At 46.2% G+C, this 22,322-nt stretch carries 25 protein-coding genes; 9 read left to right on the top strand and 16 right to left on the bottom strand.

The genetic code is table 11. The features are described from left to right. Positions 1-39 precede the first annotated feature (39 nt). Positions 40-675, bottom strand: coding sequence for a cAMP-activated global transcriptional regulator CRP (gene crp / locus SDEN_RS16580; protein ID WP_011497611.1), 636 nt, complete (start codon positions 673-675; stop codon positions 40-42). Between the two features lie 313 nt (positions 676-988). On the opposite strand from crp, the gene SDEN_RS16575 reads away from it, so the two are divergent. Then, the gene (locus tag SDEN_RS16575; protein WP_011497610.1) at positions 989-1,786 is read left to right on the top strand and encodes a tetratricopeptide repeat protein; all 798 of its coding nucleotides are present in this window, start codon (positions 989-991) and stop codon (positions 1,784-1,786) included. Positions 1,787-1,839: 53 nt separating this feature from the next. On the opposite strand, the gene SDEN_RS16570 is transcribed toward SDEN_RS16575, so the two are convergent. The 3 genes from SDEN_RS16570 to SDEN_RS16560 all read right to left on the bottom strand — a co-directional run bounded on the left by SDEN_RS16570 (position 1,840) and on the right by SDEN_RS16560 (position 3,993). After that, entirely contained in the window at positions 1,840-2,712 is an 873-nt protein-coding gene (locus SDEN_RS16570) for a phosphoribulokinase (RefSeq protein WP_011497609.1), read from the bottom strand. A gap of 67 nt (positions 2,713-2,779) precedes the next feature. After that, the gene (locus tag SDEN_RS16565) at positions 2,780-3,022 is read right to left on the bottom strand and encodes a YheU family protein (RefSeq protein ID WP_011497608.1); all 243 of its coding nucleotides are present in this window, start codon (positions 3,020-3,022) and stop codon (positions 2,780-2,782) included. Then, positions 3,022-3,993, bottom strand: coding sequence for a hydrolase (locus SDEN_RS16560; protein WP_011497607.1), 972 nt, complete (start codon positions 3,991-3,993; stop codon positions 3,022-3,024). The genes SDEN_RS16565 and SDEN_RS16560 overlap by 1 nt, the downstream gene beginning before the upstream one ends. Positions 3,994-4,096: 103 nt before the next feature. On the opposite strand from SDEN_RS16560, the gene SDEN_RS16555 reads away from it, so the two are divergent. The 5 genes from SDEN_RS16555 to SDEN_RS20980 all read left to right on the top strand — a co-directional run bounded on the left by SDEN_RS16555 (position 4,097) and on the right by SDEN_RS20980 (position 9,033). Further along, a complete protein-coding gene (locus tag SDEN_RS16555; protein WP_011497606.1) occupies positions 4,097-4,600 on the top strand; it encodes a hypothetical protein in 504 nt (167 codons plus the stop codon). Between the two features lie 106 nt (positions 4,601-4,706). Continuing rightward, positions 4,707-6,299 (top strand): GMC family oxidoreductase, encoded by a 1,593-nt coding sequence (locus SDEN_RS16550; RefSeq protein WP_011497605.1) that lies wholly within the window; start codon positions 4,707-4,709, stop codon positions 6,297-6,299. Between the two features lie 339 nt (positions 6,300-6,638). Next, positions 6,639-7,631 carry an aldo/keto reductase gene (locus SDEN_RS16545; RefSeq protein ID WP_011497604.1) on the top strand — a complete coding sequence of 331 codons (993 nt, stop codon included), beginning with the start codon at positions 6,639-6,641 and terminating at the stop codon, positions 7,629-7,631. 68 nt (positions 7,632-7,699) lie between these two features. After that, positions 7,700-8,914 (top strand): MFS transporter, encoded by a 1,215-nt coding sequence (locus SDEN_RS16540; protein ID WP_011497603.1) that lies wholly within the window; start codon positions 7,700-7,702, stop codon positions 8,912-8,914. Continuing rightward, positions 8,911-9,033: a hypothetical protein gene (locus tag SDEN_RS20980; RefSeq protein ID WP_269571443.1), complete on the top strand. Its 123-nt coding sequence runs from the start codon at positions 8,911-8,913 to the stop codon at positions 9,031-9,033. The genes SDEN_RS16540 and SDEN_RS20980 overlap by 4 nt, the downstream gene beginning before the upstream one ends. Before the next feature lie 159 nt (positions 9,034-9,192). Here SDEN_RS20980 and SDEN_RS16535 read toward each other — a convergent pair whose 3' ends face one another. After that, positions 9,193-9,672 carry a MarR family winged helix-turn-helix transcriptional regulator gene (locus SDEN_RS16535; protein WP_011497602.1) on the bottom strand — a complete coding sequence of 160 codons (480 nt, stop codon included), beginning with the start codon at positions 9,670-9,672 and terminating at the stop codon, positions 9,193-9,195. A 287-nt stretch (positions 9,673-9,959) separates the two neighbouring features. On the opposite strand from SDEN_RS16535, the gene SDEN_RS16530 reads away from it, so the two are divergent. After that, the gene (locus SDEN_RS16530) at positions 9,960-10,367 is read left to right on the top strand and encodes an HIT family protein (RefSeq protein WP_011497601.1); all 408 of its coding nucleotides are present in this window, start codon (positions 9,960-9,962) and stop codon (positions 10,365-10,367) included. On the opposite strand, the gene SDEN_RS16525 is transcribed toward SDEN_RS16530, so the two are convergent. Then, the gene (locus tag SDEN_RS16525) at positions 10,344-10,787 is read right to left on the bottom strand and encodes a TIGR02444 family protein (protein ID WP_011497600.1); all 444 of its coding nucleotides are present in this window, start codon (positions 10,785-10,787) and stop codon (positions 10,344-10,346) included. The genes SDEN_RS16530 and SDEN_RS16525 overlap by 24 nt on opposite strands. A gap of 244 nt (positions 10,788-11,031) precedes the next feature. Further along, positions 11,032-12,942: an ABC transporter ATP-binding protein gene (locus SDEN_RS16520; protein ID WP_041405865.1), complete on the bottom strand. Its 1,911-nt coding sequence runs from the start codon at positions 12,940-12,942 to the stop codon at positions 11,032-11,034. A gap of 157 nt (positions 12,943-13,099) precedes the next feature. On the opposite strand from SDEN_RS16520, the gene SDEN_RS16515 reads away from it, so the two are divergent. Further along, positions 13,100-13,297 carry a YheV family putative zinc ribbon protein gene (locus tag SDEN_RS16515; protein ID WP_011497598.1) on the top strand — a complete coding sequence of 66 codons (198 nt, stop codon included), beginning with the start codon at positions 13,100-13,102 and terminating at the stop codon, positions 13,295-13,297. Between the two features lie 18 nt (positions 13,298-13,315). On the opposite strand, the gene SDEN_RS16510 is transcribed toward SDEN_RS16515, so the two are convergent. The 8 genes from SDEN_RS16510 to sfsA all read right to left on the bottom strand — a co-directional run bounded on the left by SDEN_RS16510 (position 13,316) and on the right by sfsA (position 20,133). Then, positions 13,316-13,831, bottom strand: a complete 516-nt coding sequence (locus SDEN_RS16510; RefSeq protein WP_011497597.1) for a DUF4124 domain-containing protein — start codon at positions 13,829-13,831, stop codon at positions 13,316-13,318. A 247-nt stretch (positions 13,832-14,078) separates the two neighbouring features. Then, positions 14,079-14,924 carry a pantoate--beta-alanine ligase gene (gene panC / locus SDEN_RS16505; protein WP_011497596.1) on the bottom strand — a complete coding sequence of 282 codons (846 nt, stop codon included), beginning with the start codon at positions 14,922-14,924 and terminating at the stop codon, positions 14,079-14,081. A 68-nt stretch (positions 14,925-14,992) separates the two neighbouring features. After that, positions 14,993-15,787: a 3-methyl-2-oxobutanoate hydroxymethyltransferase gene (panB, locus tag SDEN_RS16500; RefSeq protein WP_011497595.1), complete on the bottom strand. Its 795-nt coding sequence runs from the start codon at positions 15,785-15,787 to the stop codon at positions 14,993-14,995. Between the two features lie 71 nt (positions 15,788-15,858). Continuing rightward, positions 15,859-16,341, bottom strand: coding sequence for a 2-amino-4-hydroxy-6-hydroxymethyldihydropteridine diphosphokinase (folK, locus tag SDEN_RS16495; protein WP_011497594.1), 483 nt, complete (start codon positions 16,339-16,341; stop codon positions 15,859-15,861). Between the two features lie 2 nt (positions 16,342-16,343). Beyond that, entirely contained in the window at positions 16,344-17,678 is a 1,335-nt protein-coding gene (locus SDEN_RS16490) for a polynucleotide adenylyltransferase PcnB (protein ID WP_041406477.1), read from the bottom strand. Positions 17,679-17,897: 219 nt separating this feature from the next. Next, positions 17,898-18,761, bottom strand: a complete 864-nt coding sequence (gene gluQRS, locus SDEN_RS16485) for a tRNA glutamyl-Q(34) synthetase GluQRS (protein WP_011497592.1) — start codon at positions 18,759-18,761, stop codon at positions 17,898-17,900. A gap of 94 nt (positions 18,762-18,855) precedes the next feature. Continuing rightward, the gene (dksA, locus tag SDEN_RS16480; RefSeq protein ID WP_011497591.1) at positions 18,856-19,299 is read right to left on the bottom strand and encodes an RNA polymerase-binding protein DksA; all 444 of its coding nucleotides are present in this window, start codon (positions 19,297-19,299) and stop codon (positions 18,856-18,858) included. A 117-nt stretch (positions 19,300-19,416) separates the two neighbouring features. After that, positions 19,417-20,133 (bottom strand): DNA/RNA nuclease SfsA, encoded by a 717-nt coding sequence (sfsA, locus tag SDEN_RS16475; RefSeq protein WP_011497590.1) that lies wholly within the window; start codon positions 20,131-20,133, stop codon positions 19,417-19,419. A gap of 144 nt (positions 20,134-20,277) precedes the next feature. Here sfsA and pepB point away from each other — a divergent pair, with 144 nt between their 5' ends. Beyond that, positions 20,278-21,555, top strand: coding sequence for an aminopeptidase PepB (gene pepB / locus SDEN_RS16470; protein WP_011497589.1), 1,278 nt, complete (start codon positions 20,278-20,280; stop codon positions 21,553-21,555). A gap of 95 nt (positions 21,556-21,650) precedes the next feature. On the opposite strand, the gene thpR is transcribed toward pepB, so the two are convergent. Further along, positions 21,651-22,289, bottom strand: a complete 639-nt coding sequence (gene thpR / locus SDEN_RS16465; RefSeq protein ID WP_011497588.1) for an RNA 2',3'-cyclic phosphodiesterase — start codon at positions 22,287-22,289, stop codon at positions 21,651-21,653. Positions 22,290-22,322 lie beyond the last annotated feature (33 nt).

Genomic DNA, 22,322 nt, shown 5'->3' with positions numbered 1-22,322 from the left:
TCATTGCCATTTTTTTTATAATATTTTTGCGTGGAAGGGTTAGCGAGTGCCGTAAACCACCATGGTTTTGCCATGTGCTTGGATAAGGTTTTGCTCTTCAAGCATCTTTAAAATGCGTCCTACTGTCTCACGAGAGCAGCCGACAATTTGGCCAATTTCTTGGCGAGTAATTTTAATTTGCATGCCATCGGGATGGGTCATGGCATCGGGCAGCTTGGCAAGGTGCAATAAGGTTTGCGCTATTCGACCTGCCACATCTAAAAAGGCTAAGTCACCGACTTTCTGGCTGGTGCTGTGTAAGCGGTGGGCCATCTGTGAGCTTAACTTCATTAAGATATCTGGGTTTGCTTGGATGAGTTGCTTGAATTTCTTGTAGGAAATCTCGGCTATTTCACAGGCTTGCTTAGCGCGTACAGACGCTGTGCGTTCGGCCTGTTCTTCAAATAACCCCAGTTCACCAATGAAGTCACCTTGATTAAGGTAAGATAAGATCATTTCCTTACCTTCTTCATCTTTGATGAGGACAGCAACGCCACCTTTAACTATGTAGTACAAGGTATCTGAATCTTCACCCGCATGGATAAGCGTGCTCTTGGCAGGGTATTTGTGTATGTGACAATGTGAAAGAAACCACTCCAATGTTGGATCCGGCTTTGGCTTACCTATCAGTGCCATATGTCTATACCTCGATAAAAATGAATGTAAGGATTATCTAATTTATGAATTCTACGTCATCAATCAAGACAAAACTTTGACCAAGATCGTGTTTGTACCATTGAAGTCGGTACATTTAGCATAACTGGGAGATTTATTCTCCGTTATCGATAACCTAAATGTCTATTTAGCTTAACAGGCCTGAGTCAATCATGCTTATGCTGAGTCACTGATGCGGATTTTTAATCAGTGAAATAACTATACTAGTTGTATTGCATGGCGTTGATGGTTAATGTTGCTATTCATAAGCGTTAGATAAGTACAGAGGTTGGTTGTGACGTATTCCCCTAAATTTGCCGTGTTAGCCTTAAGTCTTTATTTGGCAAGCGGTTGGCAAACAGCGCAAGCCTTTAGCTTGCCATCAACGCCCGCATCACAAGCTGCGACTAAGTTGATGCAAATTCAGCTCAAATCCCAGCAGGGAGACCCAGAAGCTCAATTTTTATTAGGCTTGATGAATCTATCTGGCCGCCATATGGAAAAAGATGTAAAAACAGGGCTTCACTGGGTTGAGCAAGCGGCGTTGCAAGGTCACCTTAAGGCGCAGCAAACCTTAGCCGACCTGTCTTTTGAAGGTAAATTATTTCCGCGGGACTTAGCCCTTGCTGAGCGTTGGTATTTAGCCTTGAGTCAGGCAGGCGATCCTTGGGCCCATTTTCGCTTAGGCTTTATTTACTCATCTGGCGGCAATGGGGTTAACCGTGATTGTGGCAAGGCGGTGACTCAGTTCTCTGCTGTGGGTGATGCGGTGGCCCTAGGCAATGTGGCATGGATTTTAGCAACCTGCCCAGAGGCGCAGTTTAGGGACGGCTCACGGGCGGTGGAGTTGTCACTGAAATTGTTACAAGATAACCAAGATGACCCAGCGAATCTTGATAACCTTGCAGCAGCTTATGCCGAAGTGGGTGACTTTTCTTTGGCAGTGCAAACACAAGAGAAAGCCATCGATGCGCTTAAGCAACAGCCAGAGCCTGCAAGTCATGATGAGTTTCAGCGCAGATTACAGCACTATCAGAACAAGCAAGCTTATCGAGAAGTCATTTCCCTTGAGGACACGCTTAAACAACAATAACAGCCCAAGCTTGATTATTGCCTGACATGTTGCCCTTATCTTGACTCGCTCAGTTATTGCTGCGCGAGTTTTTTATTCATTAAATCTCTGATAAGTGGGGTTAAAATCAACTCCATGGCCAAAGACATTTTACCGCCAGGTACCACCATGGTATTGACCCTAGACATAAACGATCCCTGCAGCATGCTTAAATAATACGGAAAATCGACGTTATTCATGCCGCGAAAACGGATCACCACAAAGCTTTCATCTAGGCTTGGGATGTCTTTAGCGCTAAAAGGGTTGGAGGTATCGACCGTGGGCACCCGCTGGAAATTGATGTGAGTGCGGGAGAATTGCGGCGTCATATGGGTGATGTAATCATCCATGCTGCGCACTATGGAACCCATAACTTTCTCGCGGCTGTGGCCTCGCTCTGAAGTGTCTCGGATAATTTTTTGGATCCACTCTAAATTCACGATTGGCACCATACCAATAAGTAAATCCACATGCTTGGCTACATCGGCATCTTCGGTCACAACGCCACCATGCAGGCCTTCGTAGTAAAGGATATCGGTATTCTCTGGCAGCGGCCGCCACTGGGTGAAGGTGCCTGGCATCTGGTTAAAAGGCACGGCTTCATCGAACGTATGCAGGTAGCTTCGTGTCAGCCCTTGGCCTTTTTCACCATAGGTACGAAAGCACTCCTCCAGTTTTGGGAAGTCGTTGGCTTGGGAGCCAAAATAACTCAGGTTTTGGTTTTCGGCTTTGGACTTACGAATAAGCACTTCCATCTCGGCGCGAGTGAAGTTGTGAAAACTGTCGCCTTCGATAAAAGCGGCATTGATCCCAAGTTGCCTAAAAATATGACTAAAGGCCGTGGTCGTAGTGGTTGTACCTGCCCCAGAGGAGCCTGTGACAGCTATGATAGGGTGTTTTGCCGACATGTGATTACCTAAAGTGAGCCGTATAACCTGTAAGTTATACGGCACTCTTACGCGTTAGGCAATGGGCTTAGCTGCCGCTTAATAGATGATTTTTATGGCGAATGGCTATGGAATCATCATCTTCACTGTATTCTACGACTAGCTCGCCACTCTTTAGTGCTTGATGGCACTGGCTTATGGCGTGGCTTAAGGCATCATCTTGTAATTGACCAAAACTGCCGTCTTCGATTTGGGCGAATAAGTATTCTTTGATGAGGTTTTCTAGGGTCTCGCTGGGCAAGCCTTGTAAGGCTTGATAGGGGACTAGCATCAGAGATTACCTTGCTGTAAGAAGCTTAATACCCTAGGTTCGAGGTAAAATTTGGGTTTCCAAGGAAAGCCGCCGGCAATAAAGCCCACATGCCCCCCAAATGCATGGGCCTCATAGCTCACATTGGCTGATAACTCATGCGCTTGTGGCATGACTGCCGCGGTCATGAAAGGGTCATCCATAGCGTGGATCACTAAGGTAGGTTTGCAGACTTTTTTAAGGTAAGGCAGAGCGCTGGATCTCTGATAATAATCCGCCACGCCCGTAAAACCGTGCAGCGGCGCGGTGACTTTATCGTCGAAGGCCTCAAAGGTGCGCAGTTTTCGCAGTTGCCAGCGAGAAATAGGCATTAGCTTGCCGATAATGGGCGTCCTAAGTTTTTGACGCATTTTTTTTCGCAGCTTTTTGAGCAAAAAGTTTTGATAAATTTTAGAGAAACCACGTTCTAATTTTTCGGCGCAGGCGGCCAGTTGCAGCGGCGCCGAGATCACTACAGCTCGGTCAATCAAGCTTTTATCTTGAAACTCACCTTGGTATTTAGCCAACACATTACCGCCTAAACTGTAGCCCACGGCAAATAAAGGCGATTCAGGATAATAGTGTTTTAGCTGCTCTAATGTATGGTGTAAGTCTTGGGTATCGCCGCTGTGATAACTGCGTGCGAGGCGATTGGGCTCGCCGGAGCAGCCTCTATGATGATGCACCACGGCGCACAATTTGGCTGCTTTGGCAGCAACTAGCATGCGGCGGGCATAATGAGAATCGGCGCTACCTTCAAGACCGTGTATGATGACCATAATAGGGTCACCATTTTGTGGACTGCCGAGCCAATCGAGATCGATAAAATCGCCATCGTCCAACTCTTGTCTTTGCCTGAATGTCGTAGGTCTTGCGACTTTGAATATCAAAGGTAAAATGGTTTGGATATGTGGGTTAAGTGCCCACCAAGGTGGTGTAAACTGCTTATTCATAAAGGGTACTTCTGTCCAGCTTGGTACAAGATAATCCGAGCCACTCTACCATAGATGTTCAGCCGACGACAAAGACATAAAATTACACTGAGAGAACCTGCCTATGCAGAGACGCACCTTTTTAACCGGCGCTTTTGTCGGAACTGCAGCCTTAGCCTTGGGGGTGAACCTTTACCCCAACAAGGTGGAAGCCCCTGCGGAGGATTTGTACTCACGATTACTTTTTAGCGTGCTAGTGCCAGTGTTTCTCGATGGCATGCTGCCTGAAGTGGCCAAGCCAAGAGAAATTGTCATTAATCGTACCTTAGATGCTATTTCTGAGGCGATTAAGGTCCTGCCAAGTGAGCAACAACAAGAGCTTGCAGAGCTCTTAGGGCAGCTTGAAAGTCGTTTAGGACTCTTGCTGTTAAGCGGTAGTGTAACCCCACTCATAATGCGTCAACCTCAGCAATTAATCAGCATGCTGGAATCTTGGCGTTTTCATTATTTGCAGCTACTGCAAACCGCGTATTTAGGTTTACGAGAGCTGGTGATGGCAAGTTACTACGCCTGCCCGGAGCACTGGGGGGGCATAGGTTACGCTAAACCTAGCTTCCTGCTTAAGTAGTCAGTATTTTCCTAAATTTGTGGTATTTAGCTCAGCGTATTAGATCATAAAATATGTTCTTAGAACAAAGTTAAGCGCTGAGCGTGAGTTAATTGGAGTGTTAAATTTGAGTATTAGTGATCCCATAGAGAATGGTCTTAAAGGCGGCTGGTTGCATATTGATGCCAGTACCTTGCAGGTCTCGCGGCACTTTGAGGCCGATGTCGTCATCGTTGGCACGGGTGCAGGCGGTGGGGTCGCCGCTGATATTCTCACTCAGGCTGGGCTTAAGGTGATAATGATAGAGGCGGGGGCGCTTAAATCTTCTAAAGATTTTGATATGGAAGAGCGTACCGCTTACCCGAATCTTTATCAGCAGGCGGCCTCGATGAAAACCGCCGATAAAGGCATTAGTATTTTTCAAGGCCGTACAGTCGGCGGTGCTACCACCATTAACTGGACCACATCCATTCGCACACCTGAGCCAACCTTAGACTTTTGGGCCAAGGAAAAATCTGTCGTTGGTTTGGATACGCAGAGCCTTGCCCCTTGGTTTGATACTATGGAGCAGCAACTTAATATCAGCACTTGGTTGTATGAACCTAATCGCAACAATGGTGCCTTGCTCGAAGGCTGTAACAAGCTGGGTTGGCAAAGTACGGTAATTAAACGCAATGTGAAAGGTTGCTGGAACACTGGCTATTGCGGCATGGGTTGTCCAGTGAATGCTAAGCAGTCTATGTTGGTGACCACGATCCCCAGCGCCTTAGATGCGGGGGCTCAGCTAATCAGCCGCGCTAAAGTGATGCAGATTGAACACAGTGAAGGCAAGGTCACTGGCCTTAAGGCGCAAGTGGTGAACACGAACTTTGAGCCTCGAGGTACCACGCTGACGTTTTCGGCTAAGCACTACATTTTAAGCGCTGGCGCCATCCATACGCCGGCGTTATTAATGCGCTCGAACACGCCCGATCCTTTCGAACTGCTGGGTAGAACCTTCCTGCATCCGTCTTTATTGTCTGGCGGTATTTATGATGAACAAATCAAAGGCCACAGCGGTGCGCCGCAATCCATTTATTCAGATGAGTTTGTCTGGCGTGATGGCGCAAGTGGCGATCTAGGCTACAAGTTGGAAGTGGCGCCGGTGCACCCTGTGCTGGTGGCCTCAAAAACCTTAGGCTATGGTCAAAGTCATGCCGAACTGATGAAAAATTTCAATCGCATGCAAGTGGTTATCGCCCTTATTCGTGACGGCTTTAATGAGCAATGCCCAGGCGGTCAAGTGCGCTTAACCGACAGCGGCTTCGCATTAGATTACCCATTAACTGACGGTTTTTGGCAAGGGGCGAAAAGGGCATTTTTAAGCATGGCCGAACTGCAATTTGCTGCAGGGGCAAAGCAAGTTAGGCCTATGACTGAGGGACTGCCACAACTTAATTCTTGGGCAGAGGCTAAGGCTGAGATTGAAACCGCAGATTTAGGTTTACTTCGCACAGTTGTAGCATCGGCTCATGTGATGGGGGGCTGCCCTATGGGGGAAGACAGACTCATCTCCATGGTCAACAGCGAAGGCAGCAGCCATTATTTAGAAAACTTATCTGTCATGGACGGTTCTGTATTCCCAACCAGCCTAGGAGCAAATCCGCAGCTGTCGATTTACGCCCTCGTTGCCCGCAATGCCAGTCTGCTAGCTCAAAGGCTAAAGCCTGTTGTTGGATAAGCTGTTAAATTAGCGCCATTAAACGCCAGCGTTTAATGGCGCTGCCAACATAAGAGCTCAATAATCTATTAATAAAAGGCAATAAGGTCATTATTGTCTCACCAAATGACTGTACTTCTGTGTGGTGGCCCTGTCTTTCGAGTGCCCCCTCTCACTTCATGTAGTGCCCTCCATCTTTAGTTTGAAATTACTTAAGTGCCACTCAGCAATACCCTGCCCTGAAGCGGCTTTAGCGCCATACCAGCTGTTAAGTTTATAAACAGAGTTGACTTAGCACTGTTTAGGTGTTGATATTACGATATCGTACTATATTGTTAAGGGTAATTTAAGGATGAATTCATGAGGAAAATCTTATTAGGCAATAGTGATATTCAGGTTTCAACTCAGGGTTTGGGTTGCATGGGGATGTCGGAATTTTATGGTGAGGCTGAGCCATTAAATGCTTATCAAGTATTAAAAGAAGCCATTTCGCTGGGGGTAAACTTTTTTGATACCGCAGACATGTACGCTTATGGTGAAAATGAGCGTTTATTATCAGAAATACTCTCACAACATCCGGCAAGAGAGGAGTTAATCATAGCGACTAAATGCGGTATTGTCAGGGACAAGAGTCAGCCAACAGCTCGTCACATTGATAACAGTCCAGAATATATAAAGGCCAGTTGTGATCGTAGTACTTTGCGTTTAAACACACATATCGATCTCTATTATTTACACCGAGTAAAAGATGACAAACAGAGTATTAAATTGGCAATGCAAGCCATGGCAGAATTGCTCTCTGAAGGTAAAATTAGGGCAGTAGGCCTCTCGGAAGTCAGTGCAGAAAATATCCTGTTCGCTCACGATTGTTTGCTGACCTATACCCAAGGACGACAAGGTCTTAGCGCCATTCAAACTGAGTATTCTTTGCTTAGCCGTGACGTGGAGCGCAATGGGGTACTGGATACGTGCCAACAATTAGGTATTAGTTTTGTTGCTTACAGCCCTATTTGTCGAGGTTTACTAAGCGGTGCGATTCAATCGAAAGATGATTTAGTGGTGACAGATTTTAGGCAAAACTTACCCCGTTTTAATCAAGAAAATTTGGCTCATAACAACCAATTCACTCAGGCGTTAGCTCAACTGGCTCAAGCTAATAACTGTACCGCAGCACAGTTATCCTTGGCCTGGTTGTCAAAACATCGCACTAATGTGATCAGTATTCCTGGTACTAAAAGGATTGAATATTTGCGTGAGAATGTGGCTGCTGCAGCTATCTCATTAAGTCAAAGTGATTATCAACATCTCACCGAACTCAGTGATGCCTTTATTGTTAAAGGCGAACGTTATTAATTCCGTATTAAATAACCTCAGTTAACGGTTTGTTTACTAAGTTAGTATTATTATATTTTGAGTTTATTATGTCTGAAAATAATCATTTATTTAGCTCCAACCTAAAAATGTGGCTGGCAATTTTTATTCTTGCCATCTCAACATTTACAATTGTTACTGCAGAATTAGCCCCGATAGGTTTACTTACCCCTATGGCGGAAAGTTTGAATCAGTCGGAATCCATGATTGGATTAACCGTCACGCTATATGCTTGGATTGGTGCCATTAGCGCCTTATTGTCGAGTATTTTTTTGGGGAATGTATCTAAAAAACGTTTATTACTGGGGCTAATTTTTATCTTGCTGGTCTCAAATGTATTGTCTGCTTTAGCGAGCAGCTACACCTTATTGTTAGCCGCGAGGGTGATAGGGGCATTATCACACGGTGCTTTTTGGGCCATGATAGGTGCACTGGCAATGTCGTTAGTGCCAGCAAGGCAGCTTGGTTTAGCCACATCGATTGTGTTTGCTGGGGTGTCTGCCGCCAGTGTATTTGGTGTGCCATTGGCTAATTTTATTGGCAGTCAATGGACGTGGCAAAGTGCTTTCTGGCTAATCTCTTTGCTCAGTGTTTTATCTTTAGTTGGGATCCTCTGCTTAGTTCCTTCGGTAAAAGCGAACAGTGAACTGGGGGTGAGTGCACTCAAGCAAGTCATAACAGACCCCTTGTTACTAAAGATTTATGCCGCAACCTTTATTGCTATTACGGCTCATTTTACTGCATTTACCTTTATAGAACCGTATCTGCAAACCAGTGACTCAGTATCCAACACTATGATAGCCATGATGTTATTTACTTTTGGCTGTGCAGGATTATTGGGGAACTTCATTACAGGTGCTTTTATTGACAAGTACTTAAAGCGCTTAATAGCAGTGGCCATAGTCGCTATTGCCTGTGTGTTAGTGACATTAGGGATAGGGGCGCAAGCGTTAACTCAAACCGCTATTGTGCTGCTTATCTCTGTTTGGGGACTGGCGACATCGAGTGTGTTTGTCGGCTTTCAAACTTGGGTGTTAAAAACTGCGCAGCACAGAGCCTTCCCAGCATCTGCGGTATATGTGTCTATTTTTAATGCGGCGATTGGTTCAGGGGCGCTATTGGGTGCTTGGTTAGTTTCACAATTTTCATTCTCAGTATTAATGATTTGCTCAGGGGTAGCGATCGCATGCTCGCTGGTGTTATTGGCGCTTGCGGCCACTAATGCTGTCCGAGTAGAAACACTGCCAGAGGGGGAAAGTGTATGAGTGAAGGACAAGGTTTATCTGAATATGGCAAGCAGATCATGAACCAATTACAAGACGGACTTGCCGAGCAAGTGATCGCAAATCGCTTTAACATGCGCACTCTAAAGCTAAACTGTTAATTTCATCAATTGTATCTTATGCCGAGTTTGGACATGCTAGGCCATTTAATCTGCCGAACAAAATGGAATACAGTGTGTGAAATAAGCCCTCGAGAAATGACGGATTAGACGAATAGTACCTTGGCTGCTCCAGCATATGATTGCTGGGCAGCTAGAGTATTAATCTTGTTTCAGGCCTAACGCTATTTTACGGGTCAGATGTAAAAACTGCTGTTTCTCATCGGCATCTAAACTGTCGCTCAAGCAGGCTAGCCAATCTAATTGTGATTCAAGTACTTGCTCGAAAAATACCTTGCCGTTGTCGATCATACTCACGGTAAATGAGCGTCGATCAGCAGAGCCCATATTGCGTACCGCATATTGATGTTTTTCCAAAAAATCCATAACGGAAGTCATTGCCGAACGGGTTAAGCCTGTCATGCTGGAAAGTTCAGAGGGGGTAAGCTCTCCCATGTTGTAAAGCAGTAACATGACCACAAAACGGCCTTCCGATAAGGCATGTTGTCCCACACGCTCGCTACATTGCTCAACAATTACCTGGTTGAGCGACAGTAACTCGCCACATAACTGCATCGAAACGTGATCTTTGCCTCTGGCATTCGCTTCTTCAATCAAGACTTTATATTTAGGATTCAACATAGCTCTCAAACTTTAGTTTATTATCTTACTATTAATTATTTTATTATACATAACTGTAATAATTTAGCCGGATAATTGTGCAAAGAGACTGCTTTTATTGCATTTTATGGGAAATGTACCGAAATAAAAAATATTGTGACTTTTATGGTTTGTACTTCAAGGGACTTGGAGTATTTTTATGGTCGTAAAATTCACATTAGATGATAGCTAAGTCTGTATGTATCACTTAGATGGTGGTGTTATGAGAAGAGTAGGAATACTAAATTTTTGTCTATTTTGGAGCTGGGATGACGGTTGTAGAGCAAATTGTTAGACGAGAAGTTGATGCCGTAATTCTTTACGAAACGGATAATGTCATCGCATTTTTAGATCATGACCCTATCAACCTAGGTCATGCATTAATTTGCCCTAAGAAACCCTATCACGATTTTATTGATGTCCCAGAGGATGTCATGGCGGAGATATTGCTGGTAGCAAGAGCCATTTATCGAAAAATAGTGAAGAAATATTCATCCGAAGGAGTTAGTTTACTTCAGAATAATGGCAGCTTTAATGAGCTAAAACACTTTCACCTGCATATCTTTCCAAGATTCAACAATGACGGCTTTAGGTGGGTGAGTGCCGAAATGGGTCTGCAAAGTATGGTAAAACTGCAGGCAGAAGCCATAGGCCTAGGCGACGACGGTTTCGTCTAGACCGAATAGGCTGAGGTAGTTATTGATGTTGCTGGCATCCCCATCGGCCTGGAGTTGGTTGAGTCTTTGTAGCAACATTTGTTGGGATTTACGCTCCATGATGAGTTCGACATTGAGCATTTTTTCATACTCAGTGCTGTCCATATGGGGTTTAGTCAGTCGGCGTAATTTACGGTAAGGCTGAACCACGTTATTTTCCCATAACTCTATGCAGGCGGTGAGGCTCTCCCACTGCTGCTGATTGAAAAATAAGGCTTGTTGGTCTAAGTATTGCGCCAATAGCAGCAAGTTTACATTGACCTGATAGGTGTCTTGTAGGGATAGGTAGTGCTCTGTATTGACTAAGTAATACTGCTCACAATCTTGCCATAATTGCGGGCTAAAGCGGTATTTCTGTGGCGTCATCATTGGCATACCCATATGTTTATCCCTGTTTGTTTTTACATCCCTTGGTTGTTAGTCACCATAGGGCGCATTTTTATTTATCCAGATGTGCATCAGCTGGCATCTTAGTCGTTGTATCTAATTTGAATATGGCCCTTTGATTTCGATGTCCAAGGTCACAAAGTTTAAGGCGACCAAAGGAGCCAAAACTAAAATTCAATCGACTTAATATTAGCTAAATAAAAATGATTCTTTTTTATTATCGCTTGTTATTAATACACTATTCGAGTTCGAACTCAAGTTCTATCTCGTCGATCTGCTCTTGTAGCTCTAACCAATTCATTTCACTTTCTTCCATGGCTTGAGTCAGCTGGGTACGCTCATTCAATACCGCCGTCATTTGCGCCTTGTTCTCAGCGTCATAGAGGCTAGTATCGGCTAATGCGGCTTCTAATTCTTTGAGCCGTGTTGCATATTTGTCCTGGGCCGTTTCAAGCTTGGCTTGCAACTTCTTGAGTGGCGACACTTTTTGCCTTAGTTCGGCTTGGATGCGCTTTTGCTGTTTTTTATCTTGCAATGGCTTGGCATCATCACCATTGGCTGGGGTTGATTGAGCCGCTTTAGCCGCTTCCAACAACCATTGATGGTAATCATCTAGGTCGCCATCGAAGCTTGTGACCACGCCTTGGTCAACCAAGTAATAATCACTACAGCTCAAGCGTAATAAATGCCTATCGTGCGACACTATCACCATCGCGCCTTCAAACGTTTGCAGTGCCATGGTTAAGGCGTGACGCATCTCTAAATCTAAGTGGTTGGTGGGTTCATCGAGCAGCAACAGGTTAGGCCTTTGCCATACCAGCAGCGCTAAGACTAGACGGGCTTTTTCGCCGCCAGAGAAGGGCCGCACTGGGGAAAGTACCATATCGCCATCGAAGCCAAAGCCGCCAAGGAAGTTACGCAGCTCTTGCTCTCGAGCATTGGGCGCTAAGCGCACAAGATGTTGCAGCGGGGTATCATCTAAGCGTAAAAACTCTATCTGATGCTGGGCAAAGTAACCAATATTGACGCCGGGATTAGGCTGATACAGACCCGTTTTGGCTTGTAATTGCCCAGATAACAGTTTGATGAGGGTCGACTTGCCTGCGCCATTGCGGCCTAAAAGACCGATGCGAGCGCCTGGCACTAAGTTCAAATGTACCTTGCTTAAAATGGTGGTATCGCCATAGCCAACGGACACTTGCTCCATGGCAATAAGTGGGTTTGGCAAGGCTTCTGGCTCACGAAACTCCATATAAAATGGGCTCTGAGCGTGGGATGGCAGTAATTCCGTCATGCGCTCCAATGCCTTTAAACGGCTCTGAGCTTGCTTAGCCTTACTGGCCTTGTAGCGGAAACGGTCGACGAAAGTTTGCATATGCGCACGCTCTTTTTGCTGGCGCTCAAAAGCCACTTGTTGCTGAGCCAAACGTTCGGCGCGAATGCGTTCAAAGGCGCTGTAATTACCCTTGTAGAAATTTAGTTTGTAATGTTCTACGTGGACGATTTCATCGACAATACCGTCGATAAAGTCCCTATCATGACTGATAAGAATAAGGGTGCCTTGATAGGATTTAATCCAGCCTTCAAGCCAGTACATGGTATCTAAGTCTAAGTGGTTAGTGGGCTCATCGAGTAATAACAATTCTGAGCGGCATAACAGCGCTTGGGCTAAGTTTAAGCGCATGCGCCAACCACCAGAAAAGCTTTTTACTTCATTGCTTTGTGATACTTCACTAAAACCTAGGCCGGCTAATAGTGAGCCAGCGCGGGCTTTAATGGCATAGCCGCCAATAGCATCAATTTGTCCATGAATGCGTGCGATGGCGTTACCATCATCATCGGCTTGGGCTTGATGCAACTGAGCTTCTAACTGACGGTACTCAGTGTCACCATCGATAACATATTCAAGAGCCGATACCTCAAGGGCTGGGGTTTCCTGGGCCACAGTAGCGATGCGCCAACCCGCTGGTAAGCTGAATTCACCCTTGTCTAAATGAAGTTGTCCTAAGATCAGCGCCATTAGTGATGACTTACCTGTGCCATTGGCGCCCACTAGGCCGACCTTGTGGCCAGGATAGATGGTTAATGAGGCTTCATCGAGCAAGGTCTTGGTACCGCGAACTAATTGTGCTTGGCTAATGCTAATCATGAATGACAACTTAGTTGGAGAAATAAAGGACGAAATTGGCAAGGATAATACCTTAGAAGGCACTTATTTGGTATTAGTTAGGGAAAAGAGAGACGTTATGCCAGATAAGCAGTTAAAATAGCGCCATTGAACAGAAATTTACCGTGGAAAAAGGCTAATGACTAAGATAAAAAAGCGTTTTGTTGCCGGTGCCAAATGCCCCAAATGTGGTGCCAGAGACAGTATTTTACTCTTTAAAGAGCACGGCATAGAAACCATAGAATGCACCGAGTGCGATTATCGCGAGCAGCAAACCGATGAGAAAGTGGCTCAGAAAGCCACAGGCGCAGTGATCGGGGTATTTAAACCAGATTAGTATGAACTAAAGCGGGTTTTAGTCGGCTGGCTTTTCAGGGATGGCGGCTAAAATTTGGCTTCTTCTATCATTAAGCAGTTTTATCATGCTTAGGTTACTGGCAATAAGCTCATCATATCTTTGATTAATACTTGCCAATTCTGACAGATATTTAGCATCAGTTTTTTCTAATTTTTGCCAATAGCGTTTTCGATCCAGTTTTTGTATTTCACTAGCACGTATGATGTTGAAGTAACTGTTTTCTTGCTTGAGACGGTAGAGTTCACCATCGAGTAAAAGCATTAATTTTTCAACTGAAATGGTGCCGCCGTTACTGAGAATATCTTTTAAAGGATCGTTGGCTTGTACACGCTTATCTGTGTCGGTTTCTGTGGTGATCCCAAGCTGATATTCAATCTTATGTTGGCTAAAATCGTCAGGGCAGGCATTTTGACTGAAGACGACCTTGCCGTCTTTCATGCATTTGTAGATATCATTGGCATGGCCGAGTAAAGGCCATAGACATAAAATGAAGAAGAGAAGCGTTCTCAACATGCAGTTAACAGTCCTTTGGTCAGGCAAAATTTGGATATAACGCCATAATAACGTTCATTACTATGGCTTATCTTTGGTTATAAAACCAGTTAACAGCCAGAGTTTTTTGTTGGATATCGCTATCTTATACTATCCAATACCAGCGGCGGAACAGCTTGTTAACATCATGGCGCTAGGGAATTAACCACAAAAAAAGCAGCCTAGCTGCTTTTTAATGAGTATATAGAGCGGGCGTGTTGATGATTGACTAGCGGCTAAAACAAAGATTGTCGATTAGGCGAGTGGTGCCCAGATACGCGGCTACCAATATGACCAGTTGTTTATCATCAGCCTGTGCAGGGTGTAAATTGTCAGCATTGCAGACGCTTAAATAGTCCAGTTTAAAGCCTGCTTGCACTATCATGGCCTCGCCTTCGGCAGTGGCTTTGTCTATGGCCTCACCTTGACGCACAGCGTTAGCGATTAAATCCAGGGCGCGCTTGATTGTCGCCGCCGTGTGTTTTTGCTCTGGGGTTAAATAGCCATTGCGCGAGCTCATGGCAAGGCCCGATGCTTCACGTATGGTATCGATACCAATAATATCTATGCCTAAGGATAAGTCATTCACCATGTGTTTGATGACTAACAATTGTTGAAAATCCTTACGACCAAAGAGGGCAATGTCTGGCTGCACTATATTAAACAGTTTGCAGACGATAGTGGCGACGCCGCGAAAATGTCCCGGCCTGCTGGCACCACAAAAGACATCACCAATTTCAGGAACTTCAACAAAGGTCTGTTGCTGTAATCCCTTAGGGTAGATGGTCTGTGCCGTCGGAGTGAATAACAAGGCCGCACCAGCATCGATTAAGGCTTGGCTGTCGGCGGCTAAGGTGCGAGGGTAGGCATCAAGATCTTCATGTTGACCAAATTGCATTGGGTTTACGAAGATGGAGACCACCACATGTTTGGCTCTTAGTTTGGCTTCCTTAACTAAGGTGATGTGTCCCTGATGCAAATTACCCATGGTTGGCACGAAGGCGACTGACTCGCCTTGACTGCGCCAGCTTCTTACTTGGGCACGAATTGTTGAGACATCTGAGCTGGTGATCATCTTGCTGCGTTACCTTACGTTGGGTGAAATCTTTTGTTTAACCATATATGGTGCGATTTAAGCGTGTTTTACACTAAGGTGTGTTCTTCACTGGGGAAATCGCCGGCGGCGACTTCATCAATATAAGCCTTGATGGCTGAACGGATTTCACCAGTTTGCTTTAGATAGTTTTTCGAAAATTTGGGAATATAGCCGCTGGTGATCCCTAGCACATCATGCATCACCAAGATTTGACCGTCGGTATCGGCCCCTGCACCTATGCCTATTACTGGAATAGCCACGGCTTGAGTAATGGTTTTGGCTAAGGCTGCTGGGATGCATTCAAGTACTAACAACTGAGCCCCCGCATCTTGCAAGGCTAAGGCTTCATCTAAGATGCGCTGGGCATTTTTCTCGTCTTTACCTTGCATCTTAAAGCCGCCAAATACATGCACAGATTGTGGCGTTAAGCCTAAGTGACCACAGACAGGGATCCCTCTTTGGGTCAGCATGGTGACAGTTTCGAGTAGCCAATGACCCCCTTCAAGTTTGACCATATTGGCACCCGCTTGCATTAAGGTGGTGGCATTGGTCATGGCTTGCTCTGGGGTAGCATAGCTCATAAAAGGCATGTCGGCGATGAGCAGTGCACGGCTGATCCCCCGGCGCACGCAAGCTGTGTGATATGCCACGTCAGCTGTGGTCACAGGTAAGGTGTCATCATGGCCTTGGAGTACCATGCCTAAAGAGTCTCCCACCAAAATGGCGTCTATCCCTTCGCTGTCAAAGGCGGCAGCAAAGCTTGCGTCATATGCCGTTATCGAGGTGAATTTAGTGCCTTCTTGCTTAAATTTCAACAGGGTAGAGCTAGTGACTTTTGACATAGTAAACTCTTCAAAGGTAAAGGTTATTGCTTAATCCCTCTAGCTTACCGCTTTGAGCTAGGAGGTCAAATTTACTGTAGGTGGATTTGCAATTCATCACGCATTGCAGGGGTTATCAACTCCCTCAGCGGAGTCTGACAAGGCAGGGTTAACTCAGGGGCGATATCAAATAGAGGCACCAGTACGAAGCTGCGTTGTTTCATGCCGTAATGAGGCAGAATAAGCCTGTCAGTATCAAGACAGAGGTTATCATATAGTAGTAAATCTAAGTCTAAGGTTCTGGGTCCCCAGCGCACCAGTCTTTGCCTGCCTTGAGCTAACTCTATGGCTTGCAGTGCGTCCAATAATGCTATCGGAGACAATGACGTGCGTAGACTTGCTACGGCATTGAAGTATTCAGCTTGGGGAATATCCCCCATGGGGACAGAGCGATAAAAAGGTGACAACTTAAGGCTGTCACCTTCGGCAAGCTTAGCCAATGCCTTGCTGGCATGGTTAAGCTGCTGTAGTGGCTCGTCTAGATTCGCACCAAGGGCGATATACACCAATGCCATGATTAATCGGGAGTTTTATTCGCGCTTGGGGCAGCACTCTTAGCAGCACTGTTTGTGGCACTTGGCTTACGTCGTTTTCTCGTGCCTGTGCTGCGATTGCGACTACCGCCCTTGCTCGATTCTTTCACGAACTTGCTACGGGTGTCTTCATCGGCATCGACAAAGGTTTGCCACCAAGTGGCCGATTTGGCGATAGTGCCAGCTTCTGTCTCGCCCCTAAGCAGCAGTAAATCATAAGCTGCGCGGAACTTTGGATGCTCGAATAACTTGAAGGAGCGGGTATTTTGGCCGCGCTCAAGACGTAACTGTAACTGCCAAATGTCTTTTGCCGGGGTGCTAAAACGACGAGGAATGCTGATGGTTTGACACTGCTGCTCCATCACATCACCCATGGCGGCAACGTGAGCATCATAAGCACTTAGGCCTATTTCCATCGCCATATCTTCGGCGCGGCGCTTAAGGGGGTACCAAAGCATAGCGGCATAGAAGAAGGCGGGGGTGACAGGTTTGTCTTGGCTGACGCGAAGATCGGTATTGCGCATGATGGCGCGCACCATACGGGCGGTATCACCTTTTGGTGACTCGTCCAATAGGGCCTGAACTTGTGGGAATAGCGGCGCAAATAAGCCAAATTTTAGCATTAATTCGAAATTGGCTTCAGCTTTGCCGGCAAAAAAGAGTTTCAGCACTTCTTCATACATGCGCGCAGCTGGAATATCGGCCAATAGGCTTGCTAACTCAGTAATAGGCGCTGCAGTGACAGGATCAATCTGCATATCTAATTTAGTGGCAAAGCGAACCGCCCTTAACATACGCACAGGATCTTCACGGTAGCGCGTCTCAGGATCGCCAATCATCTTGATGCTTTTATTGCGCAAGTCATCCATGCCGCCGCCATAGCTGCGGATAGAATAATCACTGATATCATAATATAAGGCGTTGACTGTGAAATCACGGCGCTCGGCGTCTTCATCTATTTCGCCATAAACGTTGTCACGTAACAGGCGTCCTTCGGCATTCGATTTAGAGATGTTGTCGCTGTTCTCGCCGTGATGACCACGGAAAGTGGCGACTTCGATAACATCACGACCAAAAACGATATGCGCTAATCTAAAACGGCGACCGACTAAACGGCAATTGCGAAACAGGGCCTTGATTTCATCAGGGGTGGCGTTGGTGACCACGTCGAAGTCTTTAGGCTCTAAACCCAACAAAATATCGCGAACCCCACCGCCGACTAAATAGGCTTTATAGCCTGATTTATTTAAGCGATAGAGAACTTTAAGGGCATTTTCACTGATCTGTCTCCGAGAAATATCGTGACCATCTCTGGAAATGATATCAAGACGCAAGCTGCCACTAGAGTCTAGTGCGGCTTCGGTCGGCGCAGCTTCGTTGCTACTAAAAAGCTGTTTGCAGAATTGGCTTATACGGCGAAAAATAATACACCTCGAACGACTTAAGTGAATAGGGTAAAAATATGGCGGCTATCATATACCAATTAGTCGAGAATGAGTATATCCGATACACATGTTAGCGGCCTAGACCTGTTAAATTTACAACAGAATTTCTGTCTTTACGGGGATAGCTTCAAGTTTGAACTGGGCTACGGCTTGTTCAAGCATGATGGTTGGGCTGGCTAACTCCACCGCGGCTTGGCCTAAAAAGCCTAAGGCGGCATTGATGCTAGGGCCTGGGTTTAGCAAGTCAATTCCCTGAGCATGGTTTTGCTTGGAAAGCTTGAAGCCAGGTTCAGTGCAAGCCAATGGCAGATGCAGCCAGCCGGGCTCAGCTAAACCTAATGAGCGATAGAGGCTGATTTGTCTCACCGTGGGCTGCAATAGGTCGCTGCCTCTGACCACTTCAGTGATGCCTTGATACGCATCATCGAGCACTACAGCCAGCTGATAGGCATAGAGACCATCGCTGCGTTTGATGATGAAATCTTCCCCAGAAAAGTGAGCATCTTGAATGATAGTGCCCATTAGCACATCATCGAAGCGGTCGATTTTACTGTGATTAACGATACGCACCGCACCCGAGGTTAACTTTGGGCTGCATCGATTACAGCGCCCATCATAAGTGCCGCCCATGGCCTGAATTTGTTTGCGACTGCATTGGCAAAAATAGGCTTGGCCTTGGGCTATCCAACTGTCTATTTGAGCTTGATAAGCTGCTGTGCGCTGGCTTTGATAAAGCACGTCCTCATCCCACTCAAAACCATATGCTGTGAGCGTCTTGAGTATTTGGCTGCTAGCACCGGCAATTTCTCTGGGGGGGTCGATATCTTCGATGCGCACTAACCATTGACCGCCGAGACTTTTAGCACGTAAGTAGCTACCGAGCGCGGCGACTAAGGAGCCAAAATGCAAGGGGCCAGAAGGGGAAGGGGCGAAACGGCCTCGATATAGAGCAGTCACCTAAATACCTTAATGATGTTAATAGTCGATAAATAAACAGGGCGAGCCTAAGCTCGCCCTGTTGGGTCGGTATCTTGAGACATTAAGTCTCAATTTAGCCCGCCATTTGCTTTTCTTTGATCTCGGCTAACGTCTTACAATCGATACACTGATCGGCTGTTGGACGCGCTTCTAAGCGACGGATACCAATTTCAACACCACAAGAATCGCAGAAGCCGAAATCGTCTTCTTCAATTTTTTGCAGGGTTTTTTCAATTTTCTTAATGAGTTTACGTTCTCTATCACGAGCGCGTAACTCTAAGCTGAATTCTTCCTCTTGAGCAGCACGATCGACCGGATCTGGGAAGTTTGCCGCTTCGTCTTGCATGTGAGATAGGGTACGGTCAACTTCTTCACGTAATTGATTACGCCAAGCCTCGAGGATCACTTTAAAGTGACTTCGCTGCTTTGGATTCATGTATTCCTCACCGGCTTTCTCTTGGTAAGGATCGACTCCTGCGATAGCGAGTACGCCGAGTTTTTTAGTGCCTTCTGGCATAACGCATCTCCTGTGATCTTTTGCGTTTTAAGGGCGTCTTAAATTTATGGCCGCTATCTATAACAGAATCTCTATAGTGTGGCAAATAATTTTCCGAGTATTTTGTCTCAATACAACTTAAGTTATCACAGGGCAAGAAGTCAGTATTTGACTTTCCTGAGGCGACATTTGTGTCTGATAGGCTAATACTTCGACTCCCGCGTCGAGCGCTTGAGTGAATAATTCGCTATAGGCTACATCTATATGCCTTGCAGGGCTTACGCTGTTAATACCTGAGTGCTGAACTACAAAAAGTAATACCGCCCTATGTCCTTGTTTTACCATGTGAATAAGTTCACGTAAGTGTTTTTGGCCTCGGACAGTCACAGAGTCTGGAAAATATCCTCTGCCTGACGTTGAACCCTCTTCTAATAAGGTACAACTTTTAACTTCAATATAACAGCTTGCTCGAGTGTCACTGCTAAGCAGGATATCGATGCGGCTATTTTCTTCACCATATTTGACTTCACGCTGTAGCCTGTCATAGCCAGTCAATTCTTTGATCACCCCAAGATTGATGGCCTCTTCTGCTAAGGCGTTAGCGCGGCCGGTATTGATGCCGATTAACTGCTTGTCAGGGGTGCTGCTTTGCTCCCAGGTGTGGGCATATTTACGCTTAGGGTTGTTTGATGTTGAAAACCACACAGTTTCACCGGGAAACAGGCAGTTTTTCATCGAACCCGTATTGGGGCAATGCAGCGTGATTTCTGTGCCATCGTCCAGCAGTACATCGGCCAGGAAGCGCTTGTAACGTCTTAACAAAGTACCGTGAGCCAAATTAGGGGAGTATTGCATGCTTAAACTCAGTGTGAGGGTAATGGGGCATATGGTAACAAATTTTGTCCTAGGGATTATCCTAAGCTTAGGGATCCAGTACACTGATGCCATTAGGCCGAAAAACCGGTCGCGTCGCAGTACAGCAATTTAAAGGAAACTGTAATGGAAATGATGATAGTTAGCCTTAGCAAGCAAGCACCTGCCAGCATCTGGGGTAAAGCGGATGTGAGCTTTGAGGGCAATCAAGCCAAAATCCACCTTATGGGCAGCGATGAGTTACGCCAAATTCAGATGGCAGCAAGAAAAATTCGCGGTCAAGGCATCAGCCAAGTGCAACTCGAAGGTGAATTTTGGAACCTAGACAGCCAATGGGCTTTCGCTCAAGGTTTCGCCACTGCTAAGCCTGGCTACCAAGTGCGTTGGTGCGGCACTGAAATTGAAAAAGCTCAGTTGAACCAAAGATTCGAGGCGGCAAGTTTTGCCCGTAAGCTCATTAACGACACCCCTGAAGATCAGTCACCCTTGACCTTAGCAACAGAAGCGGCTCAGTGGCTTAAAGCCATTGGCGGCGACAAGGTGAGCTTCAAGATTATTGAAGGCGATGCCCTGCTGGAAGCTAAATGGATTGGCCTGCACGCGGTTGGCCGTGGTAGTGAGCGTCCACCTGTGATGCTTGAGCTTGATTACAATCCATTGGGTCAAGATGCCCAAGTGTCTGTGGCCTTAGTGGGTAAAGGCATTACGTTTGACTCTGGTGGTTATAGCATCAAATCATCGGAAGGCATGTTAGGCATGAAGTGCGATATGGGCGGCGCTGCCACAGTGACCGCGGCCTTAGGCCTTGCCATTAAAGGCGGTTTGAACAAACGGGTTAAGCTATTTTTATGCTGCGCCGAAAACTTAATCAGCGGCCGTGCTTACAAGTTAGGGGACATCTTAACTTATAAAAATGGTGTAACCGTTGAAGTGGTTAATACGGATGCGGAAGGCCGTTTAGTGCTCGCCGATGGCTTGCAAGCGGCCTCTGACACTGGCGCGCCATTGATCATAGATGCAGCTACCTTAACCGGTGCTGCAGTGATGGCCGTGGGTGCAAATTATAACGCGATTTTCTCGCCACAAGTTGAAACTCTGCAATTGGCACAGCTGAAAGCGGCCAGTGTGGCCGAGCGTGTATGGCCACTGCCACTCGATGCATGGCACAAAGACATGTGCCCATCGGCCTATGCCGATACAGCCAACAGTCGTCCAGTGAAAGGCGGCGGTGCAGGTGGTGCATCAAATGCAGCTGGATTCCTATGGCGTTTCGTTTCACCACAAGCAAAATGGTTGCACATGGATTTAGCGGGTGCATTTGATGATTCAGGTTCAGCACTTTGGGCTGCTGGCGCGACCACTCATGGCGTGCTAACTATTGCCGAGATCTTAAAAGGCGAATAAGCCTTAGCGACACACTAAAGTCAACACAACGCCCACGATCTTGCATCGCGGGCGTTTTTTTATGTGCATTTTGCGTGTTGTCAGACTCGACGTGGTTACGCTTCACTCTTCATTGGCATAAGTGGCCAACTATGAAGAATTTGATACCGCACTGAACTTTGAGCTTTGCCGTTTTGCTCTGTGTTCACCGAGCGGGATTCATATAAATGTAACTCCCGTGGAGCTAAGTTAATTTGTCGTTCAGGAAGACAGGGCTCAGCTTGGTGCTGATTAAAGCGTGTTACTTTGCGAAACAGGCTGATGTGCGGCGTGTAGCAGTGCTCTTTTATTAAGGGGTTGTGCGCCTGGTTATGTATCAAGGGGGCTAACTGCGTGCTTACCTGTTCGGCTAAATCGGCGAGGTTCGGGCAGGCTTCTCCCTTAAGGCAGAGGATTTTGGGCCCAGGCCAAAAGCATAACTTGGTCAAGGTTTGATTAAATAAAGCGAGCCTGAGCGTGTCAATTGTCGTTAGCAGTTGCGGTAACTGAGCGGTGGGGAATCCACCTAAAAATAACAAGGTTAGGTGAAAGTTTTCTGCAGCAATAGCCTTGGCGTCAGAGTTTAAGTGAGGCGTAAGCTGTTGCTGCAGTGCAGTCAAGAGTTCAGTCTGGTTGGCTGGAATTGAAAAACCCAGAAATAATCGTTTAAATTCAATAGAATTTTGATTATTTGGACTCTGTTTTTCTGGGTTCATTTAATTAACTCACTCATCAAGCTCGTTTATCCT

This window comes from Shewanella denitrificans OS217, assembly GCF_000013765.1.
Classification (GTDB): Bacteria; Pseudomonadota; Gammaproteobacteria; order Enterobacterales; family Shewanellaceae; genus Shewanella; species Shewanella denitrificans.
The sequence above is the reverse complement of the archived record's forward strand: the minus strand, read 5'-3'. Positions and strand labels throughout refer to the sequence as shown.